The following is a 17,735-nucleotide window of genomic DNA, read 5'->3' on the forward strand; positions in this document are numbered from 1 at the left end:
ATGCAACGACAGTCTTGAGTTCATGTGACCCTCCTTCCTGTGACCCGCACATCGACGTTCGACGTGCACAACCCCGCATCAGCGGCAGCGCCGTTGATGAAGGCATGAACCCGTCGAGTCAGAAAGGGAGATCGGCCTCTGTCGCTGTCACGACAGCCCAAGACGCCGCGGAGCCCTAGGCTCACCAGGCGTGACAGAAGAAACCGACCATGAAGCAGTCATTGCCAGCAACGAAGCGAACATCGCGGCACTCACCGCGCACTCCGACGACCTCGCGAGCATGAAGAGCGCGATCGGCGAACTCACGAAAACCATCAGTGGTCTGACCTACGAGATCGACGAACTCACGCGCAAGCTCCCCAACTCCTAGACCGGGCGGCCGGCCATGGACCATCGCGCCCAGGCCGGCGCTCCCCGTTACTGGTTCTCCTCGACGTTCTCTTCGAGCTGGGCCAGGCCCCAAGCGAGGTCCTTCGCGTAGTTCCGCACGATGTGGACCTGCGTAGCAAGCTGCTTGGCTTCCATCTCGAGACGATTCAGGTGGTCGATGAAACCGCGGACCTGCCTCAGCTTCAGCGCCGAAGGGGCCGACTCTTCATCGTGCCAGTTCTCAGTCATTTCAATCCTCATTCCGGTGACCCGCACATCGGATATCGATGCGCACAAACCTCCACGGAAGGCGTCTCCTTCCTTGTGTCCGTGGAGGAATGAACCCAACGACCGCGACACATCGTGTCTATTGCGGACGGCAGGTCAGCCCGGAAAAAGGCAAGCTCAAACACCCTGTTGAATTCACAAACAACTCGCCAGCAGACGAACGCGCAGACCTGTTCGATCCACCCGAACGGAACCACTAGCCCCGCGCCCTAGCCGGACTCAAACCGGCCGCCCCGTCAAACCCCGGGGATAGGGCCACCAAGCAGCGCCAGCCGCTAGCCCCCGACGGCGACGATCGTGCGAGCCTTGAACGACAGGCCGGACATGGTGATCTGCCCGCCGTCCTTGATTTCGTAGGGGGAGACCGTCGCGCCCGACAGCTCGACGAGCGTGCCTTCCTCGAACCCGTCTCCCGGATCGCGCGGCAGCGTCACCTTGATCTCTTCGCCCTTGGACCGGCGGCCGTTCGCATTCGCCTCCTTGGCCTTCGCGAACAGGACCACCACGAACTGAGGCTCATCGGAGTCGTAGCCCATCGCGGGGACGACCTGACCGGTCTCCTTGTCCACGCGGGTCTTCATCTCCGGAGCTTCCGTGACCATGAGCTTGTAACCACCCAGGTCAACCGGCAAATTCTGCATGAGTACACCTTTCTTCCGAGCGGAAACCGAGACCGTCCCGGTCCCCCGTCGATCTCTTCGGCAAGAACAGATCGTTGATCACCCTCAACTCCATGTTTAGGGGCATAAACCAAGTGAAGCACGCGGTCATCCGCTCGTCAAGAGGTCTCGACAGAAAAATTTCGCCGGCCTCAACAACCTCTGGCTGCCAGGTTATCTAGCAGGCAAAACGCACGGAAGGGCGTAAGCACTGCGGCTTGTTTACCCCCCTTACTCATGTACGCTGGAAGCATGACGATCAACTTCGAGGTACCTCAAGTAGCTCGGTCGCTCCGCGAGATCAAGGACCCCCTTGAGCGAACGAAGGCAGCACACAAGGCCGTCGACCAGCTCAACGACGAGATCACCAGGGTGTACGCGGTCAGGCGAGAAGGGCTTGATGAGTTGATCGACGGCGGGATGCGAGCCATCGATGTTGCAGACGCCCTCGGAGTGTCACGATCTCGGATCTCACAGCTTCGAGCTCAGGGAGTGAAGCCGGAGCGAGCATTCTTCGGCACAGGGACCCTGACCATCGCGATCGGGACTAAGCCAGAACAGGGCCGCAAGGATTCCGCTTCGAAGTATGTGGTGTCAACGGAATCGATGAACGCGTTCCACATCCTTGCGGAAGCCGCACGCGCGCTCGGCCTCGACGCTGTGAACGAGGAAGTCCCTCCCCCGGGGTTGGTCAATCTCAACCGGCCAAATCTCGTAGTTCTTACCGCACCACGGGTGCTTCCCTTCCTCGAACAGGTCCTAGCGGCCGATTCACACCTCGGGTTCAAGGAAGACAGCGCGGGATGGCACCTGGTCGACAAAACCCTCGGTGTCGAGTACCGCTCACCAAGCGACAAGGGCATCAGCCAGGATTATGGGTACATCGGAAGGCTGCCTCGACCCGACGGGAAGGGCACGTTCCTGTATGTCGCCGGCATCCACTCCGAGGGGACTCTGGGAGCCGCGGAGTGGCTCGCGGACAACGTGAGCAAGCTCTACCGTCAGCTGAAGACCAAGCGCTTCTCCGTCCTCCTGTCCGTCAACTACGACGAGAAGACCAGGAAGATCACGACCACCGAACCCCTCAGCCAGATCTACGAGCAGGGCGGAGCCTAGCGTGAAGATCGCCGCGTACAGCAGTCCTGGATCGCCAGAGAAACCCAACGAGGACTACTTCCTAGTCGATCCCACCACGGTCATCGTGCTCGACGGAGCAACGGCGCGAACCGACACCGGATGTATCCACGGTGCCGCCTGGTTCGCGACCCGACTTGGCAATGCGCTCAAAATTCACGTCAACCAGGAGGTTGACCTTGTAGGCGCCCTGGGTGTTGCGATCGAGGACGTTGCCCAACTTCATCAAGAGTCGTGCGACCTGACCCATCCGGGAACCCCAAGCGCTGCCGTAGCGATCGTCAGTATAGGTCAAGAGGAGACCAGGTGGCTCTTGCTCGGGGACGCAACCCTTCTCTTCGAGACCCCCGAAGGAACCATAGTCAAAAGCGACCAGCGAGGCAGATATCCAGTGCCGCCGGAACAGGCCGAGGCTGACAAGTATCGCATCGGAGATCCACGCAAAGACACTGCCCTACGAGCGATGAAGAGAGCGGAACTAGCAACTCGGAACACGCCTGATGGTTTTTGGGTCGCAGCCGCGGATAGTGCAATTGCCACGCGAGCCCTTACAGGCACGTTCCCCAATGCAAACATCAAAGCATTCGCAGCCGTCAGTGACGGAGCAGCCCGCGCTGTAGACCTCTTTCATCTCTTCACGTGGGAGGAGTTTACAAAGATGGCCACCTGGGACGGCCCTCAAACAGTCATCGACGCCGTTCGAAAAGTCGAAGAGGCCGATCCAGTAGGCGACAATTGGCCACGAAACAAGGCCTCAGATGACGCCACTGTTGTTACCTACAAGTGTTAGCTGTCCACGAATAGGCATCGAGAACTCGCGTCATATTATGCGGAATCGGACAAGGCTTTCAATGCCGAACGCAAATCTCGTCGAACCACACTTCGACTCTGTTTATCCTGCAACATCTTCTGCCGCGTCAGGCCATTCCCGAGATCCTCTCGCAACCAGTCTTCCGCTTCCGTCGCTCCCGTCGCATAAGAAACCCCGGCTTCAAACCTTGCTTCACACCATTCTTCAATGATGTCCGCTTCCTCGTATACCGGGCTACATACTTCTTGAAACTGCCAAGTCGGAACAATAACACGACTGTTGTGGTGAACCCAACGCTGCAATAGTAGATTAACCCCGCATGGAGATAGGCAGGCAATGCGATCAGCTTGAGACAAATCCGAGGATCTCGCCAAGAAAAGGTTGTCAAAGAACACCGCTTGGTGACTTGAAGGGCCATCGAGGTCAGGAAACATCTCAGGCAAAGGCATCACGGTAAAGTTCCCGTTTCGCCACATTTTAACAGGAACAATTTGCCGCTGCTCAACCTCGGCCACCATGAACTTTTCTTTAAGTTTGGGACCTTTTCGAAGGGCACAAGGATGCTGAACGATCATCACGTTTTTTGTTGCAGGCTCATCAGTTCCATAAACCGGAACCATCTGAAAAACATCACCAGTGAATAGTGGTCGACTGGGCATAACTTCATCGCCTCGCGCGAGGTACAGGCTTCCCCAATCCGCAGCACCATTGGAACCGGGGTACTCAAGCTCACTACCCATAAGCTATCCATCCGTCTCGCGAATCGACAGTTGCCCATCCGAGGCCATGAACACTTCGAAGTTAGAGCGATAACGCTCGCGCCACTCAGGATTCCAAGAATCAAGCGTTTGAGTAGCTGTAGAATGGCTGCTTGCGAAGTCGAACACCAACTTGTGGCAACCATCAGCCCACAACTCCATTGGAGTAACAGGAGCATCAGGAGAAATCGGGACCTCAAACCAAGAAGCAACCTCTTGAACGTGGTATCGCTCGGAAATAAGATCACACGCTGCGAGCAAGCCTGCAACATTTCGCCGATTAGCGCCCGTGATTCTTTCTCCGCGCCGCCACTTCTGAATTGCCGGCACGCTAACTCCAATAAGCTTGGCGATGTCTCGCCATGCAAATCCAAGATCCGCGATCTCAGCTAGGAGTTCAGCTGTCCCTTGCCTTCCGCGCCGGTTAGTTCGGTTGACCCATTCTTCCAAATGAAGTTCTTGGTGAATACGGTCAAATTCTTCATGAATTTGTCTAGCTTGCCCTCGGTAGAATCCCGTATTATCGATCTGGATTGACGTAACCGAGGCAGTCGTTCCGGTCTCACTTGGAGTGGTCAGGGATTGGATCACTGAGCCAGCAGTACCTTGATCCGGGGTATTTTCAAAGTACTTAAGCATTTCTGAGGATCTCCGATCGAAGTCTGTCGGTGACCAGTGCCTCGAACATTCCACGCACAGGCTCGTGCACTCGATTGCATATTGACAGCAAATCATCACTGTCGTAGCCTGGTACGCCCTGTGTTGGCTCCCAGAAACTGTCGATATCAATTAGGAAGAATGGCCCCTTGGAAGACTGCTTAGGTATCAATTCACCGTCTGTCATAACCGCCACTCCTTCCAATGATCCATATCGCAATACTAGACTTTGTTCGTCCTGACCTGAAAAAATCGTGGCCCCTTGCCAACGATTCGGTTTCAGGCCTACAGTTTCCCCGAGAGGATAAGCCCCCAAGAGCGAACCGTGAATCCACGACGTCCAATCAACATGAACTTGTCCCGGAATACGGATCTCATTGACATACCGCAGTCCGAGGCGCTCTACACCGTCTATGCCACCAATTTCCTGCCTGGCTCGCAACGCAGTGGCAGCCACTTCGAAAAAGGTTTCCCATTGATCATAGTCAGTGGTTTCAATGACAAGGGCATTGTTGCGGATGGAAATTGAGAGAGTTTTGTTGCGATTGAGAAACCTGGTAAAACGTTCCGTTTTGTCCTTGATTATGTCTGTTTCTGACTGTGAGTTGTCAACTGTGATCTCCCGGATCTTAGCATCCTTCATGAGCGGTGTGTGACTACTCAAAGCATGCTTCAAGCTGGCCCATTGAGCTTCGCTCAGGGGGTCCGACAGCGTATGGCGCACCTCAAGCGCGGCCAAGGCAAGTGGCGCATTGGGGTAGGTCTCGTCTCGGTGCATACAGATGATGCTACTGGATCGACAACCAGAAGAGCAACCATATGTAGACCTAGCTCGTTTAGAAACCTCTCAAACACCCGTCTTAGCTGAGAGATACTTCGGTCTGTAGCAAGGCCTTTGGGGTGTTTAGGGCGTTCTCCAGGGCGGCAAACCAACTGGCACCCAGCTTCCTCCTCGACTCCCCCTTCTTCACCTCTTACAAGGTTCACCGGGCGCTGTCCTGATTTCTCTTACTTGCCAGCATTCTTGCCTCAAGCGGCCCTAGCGTGCGTGTTCAAACTTTCTATACATCATCAAGGGGCGCGCAAGCGCGCCCTGGCGCGCGCCGCTCGCCGCCGCCCGGGGGCCCGCCTCCGGCACCCCAGTCGTCGGCGGCGTCGGCGCCAGCGAGAGGACCCAGACGTAGAACGGCCGGCACCGGCCCAACTCGGGACCGGGTGGGCGCAGGGGCGCCAGGGCAGCGACAGCGGGAATGTGGGTAGCGTCGCGTAATTCGAACATGCGTACTTCTATCTCGCGCGAGACTCCGGCTCCGTTCTCGCAGAGGCCGAATGAACGGCGTCCGGGTCTCCGGGGTCGGGGCCGTGGCGGTCAGCGGCACCACCGTAGAAGCGGATAGGGCTACTTGCCGCCGCAAGCGTCGGCTGCGGCAAGGTGGCGAGTCCGCTGGGGCCCGGCTCAAATCTAAGGGTGGTCCCGCAACACCGACGTGAGCAGCTGAGTGAGGGGTCTAGGTCCGGCGCCTACCTTCGTTTAGTGCAGTTGCCTAAGGATCGCTCACACCTCGCTTGTACCGTGATGAGGAAGCCGGGAACACCAACGAGCCGACCAAGTTTAGTCCGCCCCTGGAGATCCGGTCGAAGTCGAAGCACGGTTGACGCCGGCCGATATGGAGCGCGTCAGGGCGTCCATCCATGAAGCGGTCGCGCGGACGCACGTTGCGTGGAGGAGGGGATGTTCATGATCGGACCGGACAGCCCGCCGTCGGCACCTGAGGATCCACCCGTCTGGAAGCCCGTCCTCTACCGCAGCAACGGCGCTTGGATCGGACGCATGCCCGACGGCAGACTCGGCGTCGGCACCGAGACGGAGGCACGAGCGAGTATCGCGGACGCGAAGCTCATACCGATGTGGCCGTTCATGGAACGACCGCTGCAAACGTGTCTTGACGACTTCTCGGCATGCTGGGCCGAACTGGCAACCCAGGAATATTCGACGCCGCTGGAACTGCTGTCGAGCACACTGACGTCGGCGCAGCAGTCCCATTCGCCGTACTGGCGGCACCTCGCTGAATCGTGGTTGCTCCAAATGGCCGCCATTGCAGACGCCAGCTTACGTCCGCGTCCGCGGGGCGGCGACTCGCTCATGGGTGACCTAGACGTCTAGTTCTATGGCCTGGAAGCGGTCGGTGCGCCGAGTGAAGGCCGGCAGAGCAAGGACTTGTCTAGCTCTGCCAAGACTTCTTCCATGCCTCGTATCGCCAACTGAGTGCATCGTGATGCGGCTTGTTTTGCATGTCAAGACGGGTGTGCACGATGTGCAAGTCTTCGACACCTGGGCCGCCAGGTCGGGTTTCAACCTCAAGAGTGTCAGGATTGACTGCGAAGAGGTAGGCGTCAAAGGCGCGATGAAGTGCCACGCTCATCAGCAGCCCGTTTCGGGGGTCCGAAGTACCACCGAGGGAGTCCGGCTTAAGATGCACGGCTTCAAGCATCACAGGCACCGTGAGCCCAGTAAAGGGACACCGTTCACCGTAGCGCTGAACAAGCTGGAAGCGGAACCTCGCTTGGTCAGGTCGCACTCGTGTCGTGCCCGCTCTGCGATGGCTGCGGTTGCCATCCAGCTGGAATTCCTCCTCCTCGGACCGGTCATGGTCAAGGATCTTCTGCGGCGGATCGGCCTGGAACGTGATATAGAACCGCTCGCTGGGATCGTCCCAGCCCTCAACCCAACCCAACCGCACCTCGCGGCGACTGCCCCTGTCTAGGACTGCAAACAGCGGTATCTCAACGCCAGCAGCCGCCTTGGTGGCGGTGACTTCAGAGAGATCCTGACCCTTTGAGTTCGTGTTTGGGTAGTAGTAGGCCATGCCCTCATTTGTCACCTCATCGGCATAGTGCCGTCCGGTGTTTTTGAGCGACACCGTGACACCTGCAGGGTGTACTGCCTGCGTGCGTTGCTTGTCCACCCAGATGCCGCGCATGCTTCTAAAGGCTCCGATGAACTGTAGGTCAGCCGGAGCGTTCAGCCCTGCGGGGTCTGCGAGCGACTTCAGATGGGCATACACCAACTCACGCCACCTACGCTCGTCTTCCACGGACTCAGGCCGGCCATCGACGATGGTGAAGCCGGCCCGTTCGAGAGGCAGGTTTGCCCCAGTCACTCCACCGTGGAAGTCTTCACTCTTGAGCGGCGGCAGAGCGGGATGCTGGAATGCGTGGGCCACGCCGGCGACCGCCTTCGCGTCGTAGAGCCGGCCATTGTGCGATATGAAGTACTGCTCTGGCCGCTCGAAGCCGTACCGCTTGAGGAAGGCGGCGCCGCCGAGCTCGTCGTACTCCTTCAACGCACGATTGATGGCCTCTGGGTCGGTCAGGTCGTTGATGCTCAAGGCGCACCTCGCATTCGAGGACAGACGGGATTTCCCCAGATTAAGCGACCCCTCCGACAGTTACGATCCCCGCCCTCCCAAGCGGCCGCGAGGCGGGTCTGTAGCGTCTTCTAAAGCCGTGTCTGCCGCGGCCGTGGAATGGGAGCGGACGGGCCGTTTCTGGGCCGTGGCGGGGCCGTGGGGCCGTCGCTGGGCCGTCACAGGACCACCGATATCCACCAAGGTTCACCGGAAGCACCCCAGCTAAAGCCCTGGTAGATGGGTAGTCATGCCATCTGATCAGCCGTGGCGTGAAACGGCGCACGCTATCCGGCGTATCGGCCATCTCGTTCCCCGTCTTGGAACCGCGAGAGGGCGGCTGCCCGCTGGAACACCGGCGACCGCCCTCCATGTCGGGTCATTTCCCGCTCGCGGCGGTGCGGTGCCTCCCATGCCTCATCGTGGTCCGGGGCGCGCTCAGGCGTCGGCGCTGGGCGGTTCCGCGAGGGGGCCGAGGCCGTAGTGGGACAGGAGCTTCGCGGTCGCCCGGGTCATCTCCGGCAGATCGGCGACGGGGTGCCAGGCGGCGTCCCAGACTTCGTGGCCGTCGACGGTGATCTGCGTCGAGTCGGGGTCGCGGACGAGGCGGAAGACGTTGTCGACCCAGCGGCCGTGGGTGTGGACCACCGCGCACGGATCGGCGGGGATCAGCTCGGCGAGGTCCGCTTCGATGCCGGTCTCCTCGGCGAGTTCGCGCTTCGCCCCTTCGACCGGCTGCTCGCGGCGGTTCAGGAGCCCCGCCGGGAGGCTCCAGCGGCGGCCGGGCGGCTGGCGCAGCATCAGCAGGTGCTCGCGTGCCTCGTCCGTGACGAGGACGACGGAGCCGAGCGTGTAGGTGGGCGTCACGATCCGCACGATCCGCCGCCGCATCGAGTGCGGCAGGTTGTAGAACACCGTGCCGGCGAGGCGCCGCAGCAGCGGCGCCTTTCGGCGCTGCACAGAGGGAGTCACCGCCACACCCTATCCGCCGGGCCCGCCCCGCTTCACGCGCGGCGTTGCCTGAACGCCGCGGCGCCGTTGCGGCGCGGGCGCCTCCGGGAGCGCACGGCCTGGCCGCCGCACGGCCGCGCACGCGTGGCGCGCAGCGTTCCCCTGGACGGGGCCTCGGCTCGGCCGCACGCCCGAGACGGCCGCCGCGGACGCGAAACGAGGCCCGGAGCCGTACCGCTCCGGGCCTCGTTCGTCGTTCGTTTACTGCGGGCCCAGCTTACGGGTGCCCGTGTAGTACTCGAAGGTCAGGCCGCCGACGGCGAACAGGAGCGCGACCGCGCCGACGACCATGAGCCACGGCAGCCAGAAGACGACGCCCAGGCCCGCGAACACGGTGGTGAAGGCCAGGCCCAGCGGCCAGTAGGAGCCGGGGCTGAAGAAGCCGACCTCACCGGAGACGTCGGAGATCTCGCCGTCCGGACGGTCCTCCGGGCGCAGGTCGATGCGCCGCGCGATGACCCAGAAGACCAGCCAGATCATGCCGGTCAGCAGACCCGAGAAGAGCAGGGCGATGGTACCGACCCATTCGACCTCGCCCGGCCGCCCGTAAGCCGGGTTGTGGTTGTACCAGGTCCAGTACCCGTAGCCGGCCGCGAAGAAGAACATCGAGACCATGATGATGGCGAAGAGGCGGTTCTCAGTCTTCATAGCTGCTGCTCTCCCCTAGCTCGCTTCGCCCGAAGCCGGGTCGGTGTTGAACGGGTTCGTGGTCGTGGCGTACGGGTCCTGCCCGATGAGCTCCAGCGCCTCGGGGGTGCTCATGCCGTCGACGCGGGCGTTCACGAAGGTCTCATAGTCCTCGGGAGAGACGACGCGCATCTCGAAGTTCATGAAGGCGTGGTAGGCGCCGCACAGCTCGGCGCAGCGGCCCACGAAGGCGCCCTCCGAGTTGAAGTCGACCTCCCAGCGGGTGATCTGATTGTCGCTGCCGGGGAACACGTCGCGCTTGAACAGCATGTCCGGGACCCAGAAGGAGTGGATGACGTCCTCGGCGTGGGCCTCGAAGCGCACGTCGTCCTCGTTGGGGACGACGATGATCGGGACGTAGTCCGAGTCGCCGATCTCCATGACCGGCTGCCCGTCGGCGCCGGTGAGCGGCTCGCAGTCGGCGTCGGTGTAGGTGAACTGCCAGTTCCACTTGAAGGCGGTGACCTGGGTGCAGGCGTTCGGGTCCTCGCTCATCTCGGTGACGTTGTCCTGCACGACGACCGTGTAGTAGAACAGCACGCCGATGAGCACGAACGGCAGGGCCGTGAAGGTGAGCTCCGCGGGGAGGTTGTACTTGGTCTGGCGCGGCAGTTCGGTGTCGGTGTCGCGCTTCTTGAACATCACGATGCACCAGAACGTCAGGCCCCAGACGATGACGCCGACCGCGAGCGCGGCGATCGTGGCACCGACCCACAGGTCGAACATCTGCTCGGACTGGGTCGTGGGGCGCGTGCGGGGCCAGCCCAGGTAAAAGGCGTCCTCGACGGTGCACCCAGCGAGCATGATGGGGAGCATCGCGGCGATCCCGGTGAGACCGATCGCGCGGCGGGCTCGGCCGCGACGTACTCGGGACGGTTTTCCGACCACCTGTCTCATGCCTTTCTCAGCGCTCGGCTCCGCGTCCGCCGCCGGGCGGGCGGCAAGGCGAAGATCTTGACGGCAAGAGCCTACTGCTTGGTCCGGGCCCGAACGTGCAAGGGGTTGGGTTCGGGGTCCGATGTCTTCTACATTTGAGTCGTGACCGAGACCTACTTCGACGGCGCGACCGCGCAGCCGCCGCACCCGGCGGCCCGCGACGCATATGCTGCGGCTTTGTCGGAGGGATGGGCGGGACCCGGACGTCTGTACACATTGGGCCGGAGGTCTCGGATGCTCCTGGAGGCGGCCCGCCAGTCGGCGGCCGCTTCGCTGGGCGTGAGCCCTGATGAGGTCACTTTCACATCGAGCGGGACACAGGCCGTGCACGCGGGCGTACTCGGCGTCATCGCGGCGCGCAGCGAGCCGGGGCCGCTGGTCCACAGCGCGGTCGAGCACTCCGCGGTCCTGCACGCCGCGGACTGGCACGAACGCGCGGGCGGGACCGCGGTCGCGGTCGGCGTGGACCGGCTCGGACGCGTGGACGCCGACCCGCTCGCCGGGATCGAGGACGCCTCGGCGCTGGTCGTGCAGAGCGCGAACCACGAGGTGGGGACGCGTCAGCCGATCGGTGCGATCGCGGCGAACGCGGCCGGGGCGCCGCTCGTGGTCGACGCGGCGGCGAGTCTGCCGTGGGAGCCGGTCCCCGAGGGCTGGTCGGTGCTGGCGGCGAGCGCGCGCAAGTGGGGCGGCCTGGCGGGCGCGGGCATCCTCGTGGTGCGCAAGGGGACGCGCTGGCGCAATCCGTTCCCCGGGGAGGACTCCTCGATCCGGGAGGCGATCGGCGAGATCGACGTCCCGGCGGCGGTGGCCGCGGCGGCGTCCCTGCGCGCGGTCGTGGCCGAACGCGAGGAGCTGTCGAAGCGGGCCCGGGAGCTGACCGAGCGGATCCGCGAGCACATCGCCGAGACGGTTCCCGAGGTGGAGCTGCCGGGCGACCCGGTGGACCGGCTGCCGCACATCGTCACGTTCTCGTGCCTCGGCGTGGACGGCGAGGTGCTGCTGACGGAGCTGAACCGGGCCGGGTTCGCGGTGTCGTCGGGTTCGGCGTGCGCCTCGACGCGGCTGCGGCCCTCGCACGTGCTGCAGGCGATGGGCGTGCTGAGCCACGGGAACGTGCGGGTATCGCTGCACCGGGAGACCACCGAGGATGAGGTGGACCGGTTCCTGGAGGTCCTCCCGGACATCGTGGCGGGCGTCAGGCGCCTGTCGCGTCAGTAGGGAAGCCGTTGCGGGCCTTCGGATCCGAAGGCCGATCAGTCGCTGGTCCTAAGACGACCGGGATCACGGGCGACCCTCGCCGCGTTCTATTGCACAAGACTTGCAACTGTGAAAGCGTGGCGATAAGACCCGTACTGCCGCGAGAGAAAGAGGCGACGATGACCGTCTACACACTCCCCGACCTGCCTTACGACTACGGCTCGCTGGAGCCGCACATCAACGGGCACATCCTCGAACTCCACCACGACAAGCACCACGCCGCCTACGTCAAGGGCGCCAACGACATGCTCGAGCGCATCGACGAGGCGCGCGACAAGGGCGACTTCAGCCAGATCGTCGGCCTGGAGAAGACGCTCGCGTTCAACGTCTCCGGCCACGTGCTGCATTCCCTCTACTGGCAGAACATGAGCCCGGACGGCGGCGGCCGGCCCGAGGGCGAACTGGCCGAGGCGATCGACGAGTACTTCGGCTCGTTCGAGGGCTTCCACGGGCAGCTCTCGGCCGCGACCACGCTCGTGCAGGGCTCCGGCTGGGGCGTGCTGTCGTACGAGCCGACCTCGAAGCGGCTCATCGTGGAGCAGGTCTACGACCACCACGGGAACGTGGCCCAGAGCTCGGTGCCGCTGCTGGCCTTCGACGCGTGGGAGCACGCGTACTACCTGCAGTACAAGAACGTCCGTCCCGACTTCGTGAAGGCGATGTGGGAGGTCGTGAACTGGCGGGACGTGGCCGCGCGGTACGCCGCGGCCACGGCGGCCTAGGGCGCCGGGCTCGAGCCGGTCCGGCGTCGCCGGGTCGGCTCAGGCCAGCCCGAACGCTTCGAGCATCGAGTCGAGCACGGCCTCCTGCGCCGCCGCGTCGTAGGTCTCCGGATCGAAGCAGGCGAGCTGGGCGGCCCCTTCGGTCGCGCTCACCAGGGCGAAGACGGCGGTGTCCACGCGGTCGCTCGGCCAGTGGGGAGCAGTGGCGGCGACCAGTCTCGCGACGCGTTCGCGCCAGACGCGGTTGTTCCTGCGGTGCAGGTCGACCAGCGCCTCGTCGCCCACCGAGGCCGCCAGGAACCCCATCCAGACCAGCGCCTCCTGCGCCGATTCCTCGGTCAGCGCCATCCCTTGCGCGAGGATCGCGCGCAGCGCCTCACGCGGCGTCGCGGCCTCGGCTTCGAGCCGTTCGACCCGGTCGCGAGTGCGGGCGTGGAGCAGGTCGCGGGCGTGCGCGAGCAGGGCCTTGCGCCCGGGGAAGCGGTGCATCACCAGGCCAGTGGTGCAGCCGGCCTCGGCGGCGACCGCCCGGATCGTCAGGTGCTCGATTCCCTTGCCGGCCAATATGCTCCACACGGCTTCGGAGATGCGCCCCTGCTGTTCCTCGTGGTCGGCTCTGCGTGCGATGACCCGGTCCTCTCCTCGCCGTTTTCCGTAACAAGTGTTACCGTAACATCTGTTACGACAATGCCGCCCCTCGGCCGGACAGGAGACCGCCATGCAGACCCCCGCCACCTGGGTCGTCGAGCCCCGCCCGTGGGAGGACCCCGAAGGCGGCGCGCTGCGCCTGGCGCAGCGCGCCGAACTCGACGAGCGCTTCGGCTGCGACGACCACGAACCCGGCCCGGCGCCCTCGTCCGAGGACATCGCGGTCTTCCTCGTCGCCGTCGACCCCCGGGGCGAGGCGGTCGGCTGCGGCGCGCTCCGCGAGATCGACGCGGCCACGGCCGAGGTCAAGCGCATGTACGTGACCCCGGCGTCGCGCGGCACCGGCGCCGCCCGCGCGATCTTGACCGCGCTGGAGGCGACGGCGCGCGAACGCGGCTGGACCACCTTGCGGCTGGAGACCGGCGACGAGCACCACCAACCGGATGCGAACCGCTTCTACGAACGCGAGGGCTACCACCGGATTCCCCGATTCGGCCACTACGTCGACTCCGAGATCTCGAACTGCTACGAGAAGCGCCTCACCTGATCCGGATGTCCTGGGTTCGGGACAGGGCCGCGCGTCCGGCAGGAGGCAGGACGTGGCGACCGAGGACGCGCCGCGACCCGAGGACGGCCCGAACGCCTTGGACGACGAAGGCCGCCGGAGCGATATAGGGTCGTCACCCATGACCGAGCGCTCCGAACACCTCAGTGCCACAACGGAAGCCTACGACGCCGTCGCCGACCTGTACGCCGAGCTCGCCCGCGACTACCTCGATCCGCTGCCGCTCGACCGGGCCTTCCTGGCCGCGTATGCGGAATACGCGCGGGGCGCGCGCGACCGGGCCGAATGGAGTTCGGGCGTCGGAGCGACGACCGAGCCGGAGCCGAGCGCCGGGACGGCGGCCGAAGCAGGCACTGCCGGTCCGACCGCCGAACCGGGAGCAGCCGCCGTCATCGAAGCGCCGGGCCGTCCGCTCGTGGCCGAGCTCGGCTGCGGCCCCGGCTACGTCACCGCTCACCTGGCGAAGCTCGGACTGGACGCCTTCGGCGTCGACCTGTCGCCGGCGATGATCGACCTCGCCCGGAAGACCTACTCGGATCTGCGGTTCGAGGTCGGCTCCATGGACGCCCTCGACATCGCCGACGGCTCGCTGCAAGGCGTCGTGTCCTGGTACTCGATCATCCACACCCCGCCGGAGGAGGTGCACGCGTCCATCGCGGAGTTCGGCCGCGTCCTCGCACCGGGCGGCCACCTGCTGCTCGGGTTCTTCGAATCCGCGGGCGACCCGGTCGCGCAGTTCGACCACCGGGTGGCCCCGGCCTACCGCTGGCCGATCGACGACCTCGCGACCCGCACGAGCGAGGCCGGGTTCACCGAGGTCGGGCGGATGCTCCGCGAACCGGGAGCAGGCGAACGCTTCCGTCGCGGCCACCTGATCATGCGCCGAGCGGCGCTTCAGTCGTGAACCTCCGCCTGAGGGCGTCGAGGTCGGCTTCGGTGAGCCCTCGGTCGGTGAGGAGTCCCAGGAAGCCGCCGTGGTCGCGGGCGAGCTCGGTCAGGCACGTGCGCATCGCTTCGGCGGGAGCGCGGCCGAGGACGGGAGGCAGTCGGTTCAAGAGGTGGTCGTGCGGGTCGCCGCCCGCGGCGACCACCCGGACGATCTCCTGCATCGCGGCGTCGGTGCGGCCGTAGTCCTCGACGATGGCCTCGGGGTCGCAGCCGAGCAGCTCCAGCACCGCCGCCACCGCGACTCCGGTGCGGTCCTTGCCCGCCGCGCAGTGGACGAGGGTCGGGCCCTCGGCGGCCACCATGCGCACGATCCGGATCAGACCGTCTGCGGCGTTCACGGCGAGCGCGGCGTACCACCGTCCGAGGTCCTCGCCGGTTCGGATGCGCCGCAACGGTTCCGGATCGACGACCTCTCCTCCGAGCGCCAGACGGTGGACGCGCACCGTCTCGGGCAGACCGGTCCAGGGAACGCGGCGGGCTTCGGCCTCGGTGCGCAGGTCGATGATGTCGCGCAGGCCGAGCCCGGCCGCGATCTCGCCGATCTGCCCGGGAGCGAGGCGGCCGGGCTGGGCGGAGCGGTAGAGCAGGCCGGCTCGCAACCGCTGGGCGGGGTCGCGCAGGTTGACGAGCAATGCAGGGGTGTCCTCTCGGTATCGGCGGCGCCTCAGTCGCCCTTCGCGGCTTCGGACGCCGCGGAGCGGCGCTTGCGGGGGGCCGCCGAGCGGGGCGGCTGGGCGCGCATGTGGTCGCGCACGCGGGTCATGATCTCGCCGAGACGCGCGACGTCCGATTCGGACAGCGGGTCGAACAGGAGGCGCTCGGCGACCTCCACGTGGCCGGGTAGGACCTGCCGGACACGGGCCAGTCCGGCGTCGGTGATGGTGACCAGGATCGAGCGCTCGTCGTCGGGACTGGGGCCGCGGGTGATCAGACCGGCCTTCTCCAGGAGCCCTGCCTGGTAGGTCAGGCCGCTGCGGCTGTAGACCACGCCGTCCGCCAGCTCGGTCATCGTCAGGCGGCCCCCGGCCGCCGCGAGGCTCGCCAGGATCTGGAACTGGACGGTGCTGAGGTCGCCGTCGGTGCGCAGCTGCTGCTCGACGTGGTGCTGGAGCAGGCCCACGGCCTCGGTGAGCGCGAAATAGGTCGACATCTGCTCGGGCGCGAGCCCGGGGCCGCGGTCGAAGACGGGCTTGGTCATCCGTCGACCGTACCGGTTAGGGACGCGAAGCAATGTGCCGAGCGTCACCAGGCCGATTCATTGCTTCGAATTCAAAGCAGTTTAGACTCGGGAGGTGCTTCGAATTCGAAGCAAACATCCGAAGGAGCCATCATGAAAGCAGTGCGCTACCACACTTACGGCGACAGCGACGTCCTCGTCTTCGAGGAAGCAGAGGAGCCGAAAGCGGCTGCGGGCCAAGTGGTCCTGCGGGTCGCCGGCGCCGCGTTCAACCCGGTCGACGTCGCCATCCGCTCGGGCGGCTTCAGCCGGTTCCTCCCGCTCGCCTTCCCCCAGACCCCCGGCATCGACGTCTCCGGTGTCATCACCGAACTCGGCGAGGGCGTGACCGGCTGGAACGTCGGCGACGCGGTGATCGCGTTCCTGGCGATGGACGGACCCGGAGCCGCCGCCGAATACACCGCCGTCCCCGCCGACGCCTTGGTCGCCGCGCCCGAGGCCCTCCCGCTCGCCGACGCCTCGGCGCTGCCCACCGTCGGGCTCACCGCCCGCCAGGGACTGTTCGAGCACGCGGGACTCCAAGCGGGCCAGCGCCTCCTGATCAACGGCGCAGGCGGGGGCGTCGGCGGGATCGCCGTGCAGCTGGCCAAGCGGGCCGGGGCCGAGGTCACCGCCACCGCCGGCGCGCGCAGCGCCGCCCGGGTGCGGGCCGCCGGCGCGGACCGGATCGTCGACTACACCGCCGTCCCGGTCGAGGAGGCGCTCGCGGGGGAACGGTTCGGCGCCGTGTTCCATCTGGTGCGCAACAGCCCCGAGGAGGCCGCGCGGCTGGTGGACCTGGTCGCGGACGGCGGCGTGTTCGTCAGCGCCGCGACACCGGGGCCGGAGCAGGCCGAGCGCGGTGTGCGGGTCACGCAGATGTACATGCGCGGCGACGCCGCCGAGCTCGGCGAGGTGGTCGCGCTCGTCGACGCCGGGGAGCTCACGCTCCACGTCGCGGAGCGGCTGCCGCTGGCCGAGCTGCGGGCGGTGCATGAGCGGGCCGTCGCGGGAACGCTGGCGGGCAAGACCGTGCTCGTCCCCTAAAGGGCGTTCGGTGGCGGTCGGAACGAGCGTTTCCGGGCTCGGCTCGATGCCCTGGTCCCCCGCCCCGGGTCGGCCGTTCGGCTGAGGCCGGCCGGAGCGGGGCTACCTTCGACGGCATGACCTTGCGCCGTTCCTTGCGTGTCCGCACCGACGATCTGGGGATGCGCGTGCTCAAGATCTGCATGGTCGGCGGGATGCTCCTGCTCGTCCTGGCCGACGCGCTGTCGTCCGGCACCGGGACCGACATAGCGCTGAGCACGCCGATGGGGTGGATCGAGACGGCGAGCGGGCTCTTCGCCATCGGCGTCTACATGCGCTATCGCCCCGGACGCAAACACTGGATCGGCTACGTCGCGATCGTCTCGATCGCCGTCACCGCGCTCGAGATGGCGGTGGACACGAACGCTCGGCCCGTGGGCGTGGCCGAGCTCATCGCTTTGGGCGTGCTGATGCTGTACGCCGTGCGGCAGTGGGACGCCCCGCCGGGACGGTGGGTCGCGCCGGCGGTCGCGGCGGCCGCCACGCTCCTCGGGCTGCGACTGTTCGAGGGCACGGGCGCCGGCGCGAACGTCGGCGGGACGATCATGATCCTCTTGGCCCTCTCCACGATCG

General features: G+C 65.1%; 22 protein-coding genes. 10 read left to right on the forward strand and 12 right to left on the reverse strand.

Translation table 11 applies throughout. The features are described from left to right. The first annotated feature begins 190 nt into the window (after positions 1-190). On the forward strand, positions 191-370 hold the full coding sequence (locus K3N28_RS19205; RefSeq protein ID WP_228094365.1) for a hypothetical protein: 180 nt from the start codon (positions 191-193) through the stop codon (positions 368-370). 47 nt (positions 371-417) lie between these two features. Here K3N28_RS19205 and K3N28_RS19210 read toward each other — a convergent pair whose 3' ends face one another. Then, positions 418-618 (reverse strand): hypothetical protein, encoded by a 201-nt coding sequence (locus K3N28_RS19210; RefSeq protein ID WP_228094366.1) that lies wholly within the window; start codon positions 616-618, stop codon positions 418-420. A gap of 314 nt (positions 619-932) precedes the next feature. Next, a complete protein-coding gene (locus K3N28_RS19215; RefSeq protein ID WP_228094367.1) occupies positions 933-1,298 on the reverse strand; it encodes a hypothetical protein in 366 nt (121 codons plus the stop codon). Positions 1,299-1,568: 270 nt separating this feature from the next. Here K3N28_RS19215 and K3N28_RS19220 point away from each other — a divergent pair, with 270 nt between their 5' ends. Next, positions 1,569-2,432 carry a hypothetical protein gene (locus K3N28_RS19220; protein ID WP_228094368.1) on the forward strand — a complete coding sequence of 288 codons (864 nt, stop codon included), beginning with the start codon at positions 1,569-1,571 and terminating at the stop codon, positions 2,430-2,432. Position 2,433: 1 nt separating this feature from the next. Then, the gene (locus tag K3N28_RS19225) at positions 2,434-3,240 is read left to right on the forward strand and encodes a protein phosphatase 2C domain-containing protein (protein ID WP_228094369.1); all 807 of its coding nucleotides are present in this window, start codon (positions 2,434-2,436) and stop codon (positions 3,238-3,240) included. Positions 3,241-3,275: 35 nt separating this feature from the next. On the opposite strand, the gene K3N28_RS19230 is transcribed toward K3N28_RS19225, so the two are convergent. The 3 genes from K3N28_RS19230 to K3N28_RS19240 are packed head-to-tail and all read right to left on the reverse strand — an operon-like array spanning position 3,276 to position 5,454. Continuing rightward, positions 3,276-4,001, reverse strand: coding sequence for a hypothetical protein (locus tag K3N28_RS19230; protein WP_228094370.1), 726 nt, complete (start codon positions 3,999-4,001; stop codon positions 3,276-3,278). 3 nt (positions 4,002-4,004) lie between these two features. Then, positions 4,005-4,658, reverse strand: a complete 654-nt coding sequence (locus tag K3N28_RS19235; protein ID WP_228094371.1) for a hypothetical protein — start codon at positions 4,656-4,658, stop codon at positions 4,005-4,007. Beyond that, positions 4,651-5,454, reverse strand: a complete 804-nt coding sequence (locus K3N28_RS19240; protein ID WP_228094372.1) for a TIGR04255 family protein — start codon at positions 5,452-5,454, stop codon at positions 4,651-4,653. Before K3N28_RS19240 ends, K3N28_RS19235 begins: the two co-directional genes overlap by 8 nt. A 954-nt stretch (positions 5,455-6,408) precedes the next feature. Between K3N28_RS19240 and K3N28_RS19245 the strand changes: the two genes are divergently transcribed. Next, positions 6,409-6,840, forward strand: coding sequence for a hypothetical protein (locus tag K3N28_RS19245; protein WP_228094373.1), 432 nt, complete (start codon positions 6,409-6,411; stop codon positions 6,838-6,840). A gap of 58 nt (positions 6,841-6,898) precedes the next feature. On the opposite strand, the gene K3N28_RS19250 is transcribed toward K3N28_RS19245, so the two are convergent. The 4 genes from K3N28_RS19250 to K3N28_RS19265 form a co-directional block, all read right to left on the reverse strand. Beyond that, complete coding sequence (locus K3N28_RS19250; protein WP_228094374.1) at positions 6,899-8,065, reverse strand: HNH endonuclease; 1,167 nt, start codon at positions 8,063-8,065, stop codon at positions 6,899-6,901. A 456-nt stretch (positions 8,066-8,521) separates the two neighbouring features. Continuing rightward, positions 8,522-8,974 carry an NUDIX hydrolase gene (locus K3N28_RS19255; RefSeq protein WP_374209835.1) on the reverse strand — a complete coding sequence of 151 codons (453 nt, stop codon included), beginning with the start codon at positions 8,972-8,974 and terminating at the stop codon, positions 8,522-8,524. Positions 8,975-9,295: 321 nt separating this feature from the next. After that, positions 9,296-9,742 carry a cytochrome c oxidase subunit 4 gene (locus K3N28_RS19260; protein WP_228094376.1) on the reverse strand — a complete coding sequence of 149 codons (447 nt, stop codon included), beginning with the start codon at positions 9,740-9,742 and terminating at the stop codon, positions 9,296-9,298. A gap of 15 nt (positions 9,743-9,757) precedes the next feature. Beyond that, on the reverse strand, positions 9,758-10,678 hold the full coding sequence (locus K3N28_RS19265) for a cytochrome c oxidase subunit II (RefSeq protein ID WP_374209832.1): 921 nt from the start codon (positions 10,676-10,678) through the stop codon (positions 9,758-9,760). A 141-nt stretch (positions 10,679-10,819) separates the two neighbouring features. On the opposite strand from K3N28_RS19265, the gene K3N28_RS19270 reads away from it, so the two are divergent. Both K3N28_RS19270 and K3N28_RS19275 read left to right on the forward strand, forming a co-directional pair. Next, the gene (locus K3N28_RS19270) at positions 10,820-11,938 is read left to right on the forward strand and encodes a cysteine desulfurase family protein (protein ID WP_228094378.1); all 1,119 of its coding nucleotides are present in this window, start codon (positions 10,820-10,822) and stop codon (positions 11,936-11,938) included. Between the two features lie 158 nt (positions 11,939-12,096). Then, positions 12,097-12,699, forward strand: a complete 603-nt coding sequence (locus K3N28_RS19275; protein ID WP_228094379.1) for a superoxide dismutase — start codon at positions 12,097-12,099, stop codon at positions 12,697-12,699. Positions 12,700-12,738: 39 nt separating this feature from the next. Here the strand turns inward: K3N28_RS19275 and K3N28_RS19280 are convergent, their stop codons facing one another. After that, entirely contained in the window at positions 12,739-13,263 is a 525-nt protein-coding gene (locus K3N28_RS19280; RefSeq protein WP_255640295.1) for a TetR/AcrR family transcriptional regulator, read from the reverse strand. Positions 13,264-13,417: 154 nt separating this feature from the next. Between K3N28_RS19280 and K3N28_RS19285 the strand changes: the two genes are divergently transcribed. Together K3N28_RS19285 and K3N28_RS19290 are read left to right on the forward strand one after the other, a co-directional pair. Next, a complete protein-coding gene (locus tag K3N28_RS19285) occupies positions 13,418-13,894 on the forward strand; it encodes a GNAT family N-acetyltransferase (RefSeq protein ID WP_228094381.1) in 477 nt (158 codons plus the stop codon). Positions 13,895-14,033: 139 nt separating this feature from the next. After that, complete coding sequence (locus K3N28_RS19290; RefSeq protein WP_228094382.1) at positions 14,034-14,816, forward strand: class I SAM-dependent methyltransferase; 783 nt, start codon at positions 14,034-14,036, stop codon at positions 14,814-14,816. Here K3N28_RS19290 and K3N28_RS19295 read toward each other — a convergent pair. Together K3N28_RS19295 and K3N28_RS19300 are read right to left on the reverse strand one after the other, a co-directional pair. Further along, positions 14,788-15,492 (reverse strand): tyrosine-protein phosphatase, encoded by a 705-nt coding sequence (locus K3N28_RS19295; RefSeq protein WP_228094383.1) that lies wholly within the window; start codon positions 15,490-15,492, stop codon positions 14,788-14,790. The genes K3N28_RS19290 and K3N28_RS19295 overlap by 29 nt on opposite strands. A gap of 32 nt (positions 15,493-15,524) precedes the next feature. Beyond that, positions 15,525-16,058, reverse strand: coding sequence for a MarR family winged helix-turn-helix transcriptional regulator (locus K3N28_RS19300; RefSeq protein ID WP_228094384.1), 534 nt, complete (start codon positions 16,056-16,058; stop codon positions 15,525-15,527). A gap of 132 nt (positions 16,059-16,190) precedes the next feature. Between K3N28_RS19300 and K3N28_RS19305 the strand changes: the two genes are divergently transcribed. Both K3N28_RS19305 and K3N28_RS19310 read left to right on the forward strand, forming a co-directional pair. After that, a complete protein-coding gene (locus tag K3N28_RS19305; protein ID WP_228094385.1) occupies positions 16,191-17,123 on the forward strand; it encodes an NADP-dependent oxidoreductase in 933 nt (310 codons plus the stop codon). Between the two features lie 116 nt (positions 17,124-17,239). Then, on the forward strand, positions 17,240-17,735 hold a 496-nt coding region (locus tag K3N28_RS19310), incomplete at its 3' end, for a hypothetical protein (RefSeq protein ID WP_228094386.1).

The organism is Glycomyces sp. TRM65418 (genome assembly GCF_019710475.1).
In the GTDB taxonomy this organism is placed as follows: Bacteria; Actinomycetota; Actinomycetes; order Mycobacteriales; family Micromonosporaceae; genus Glycomyces.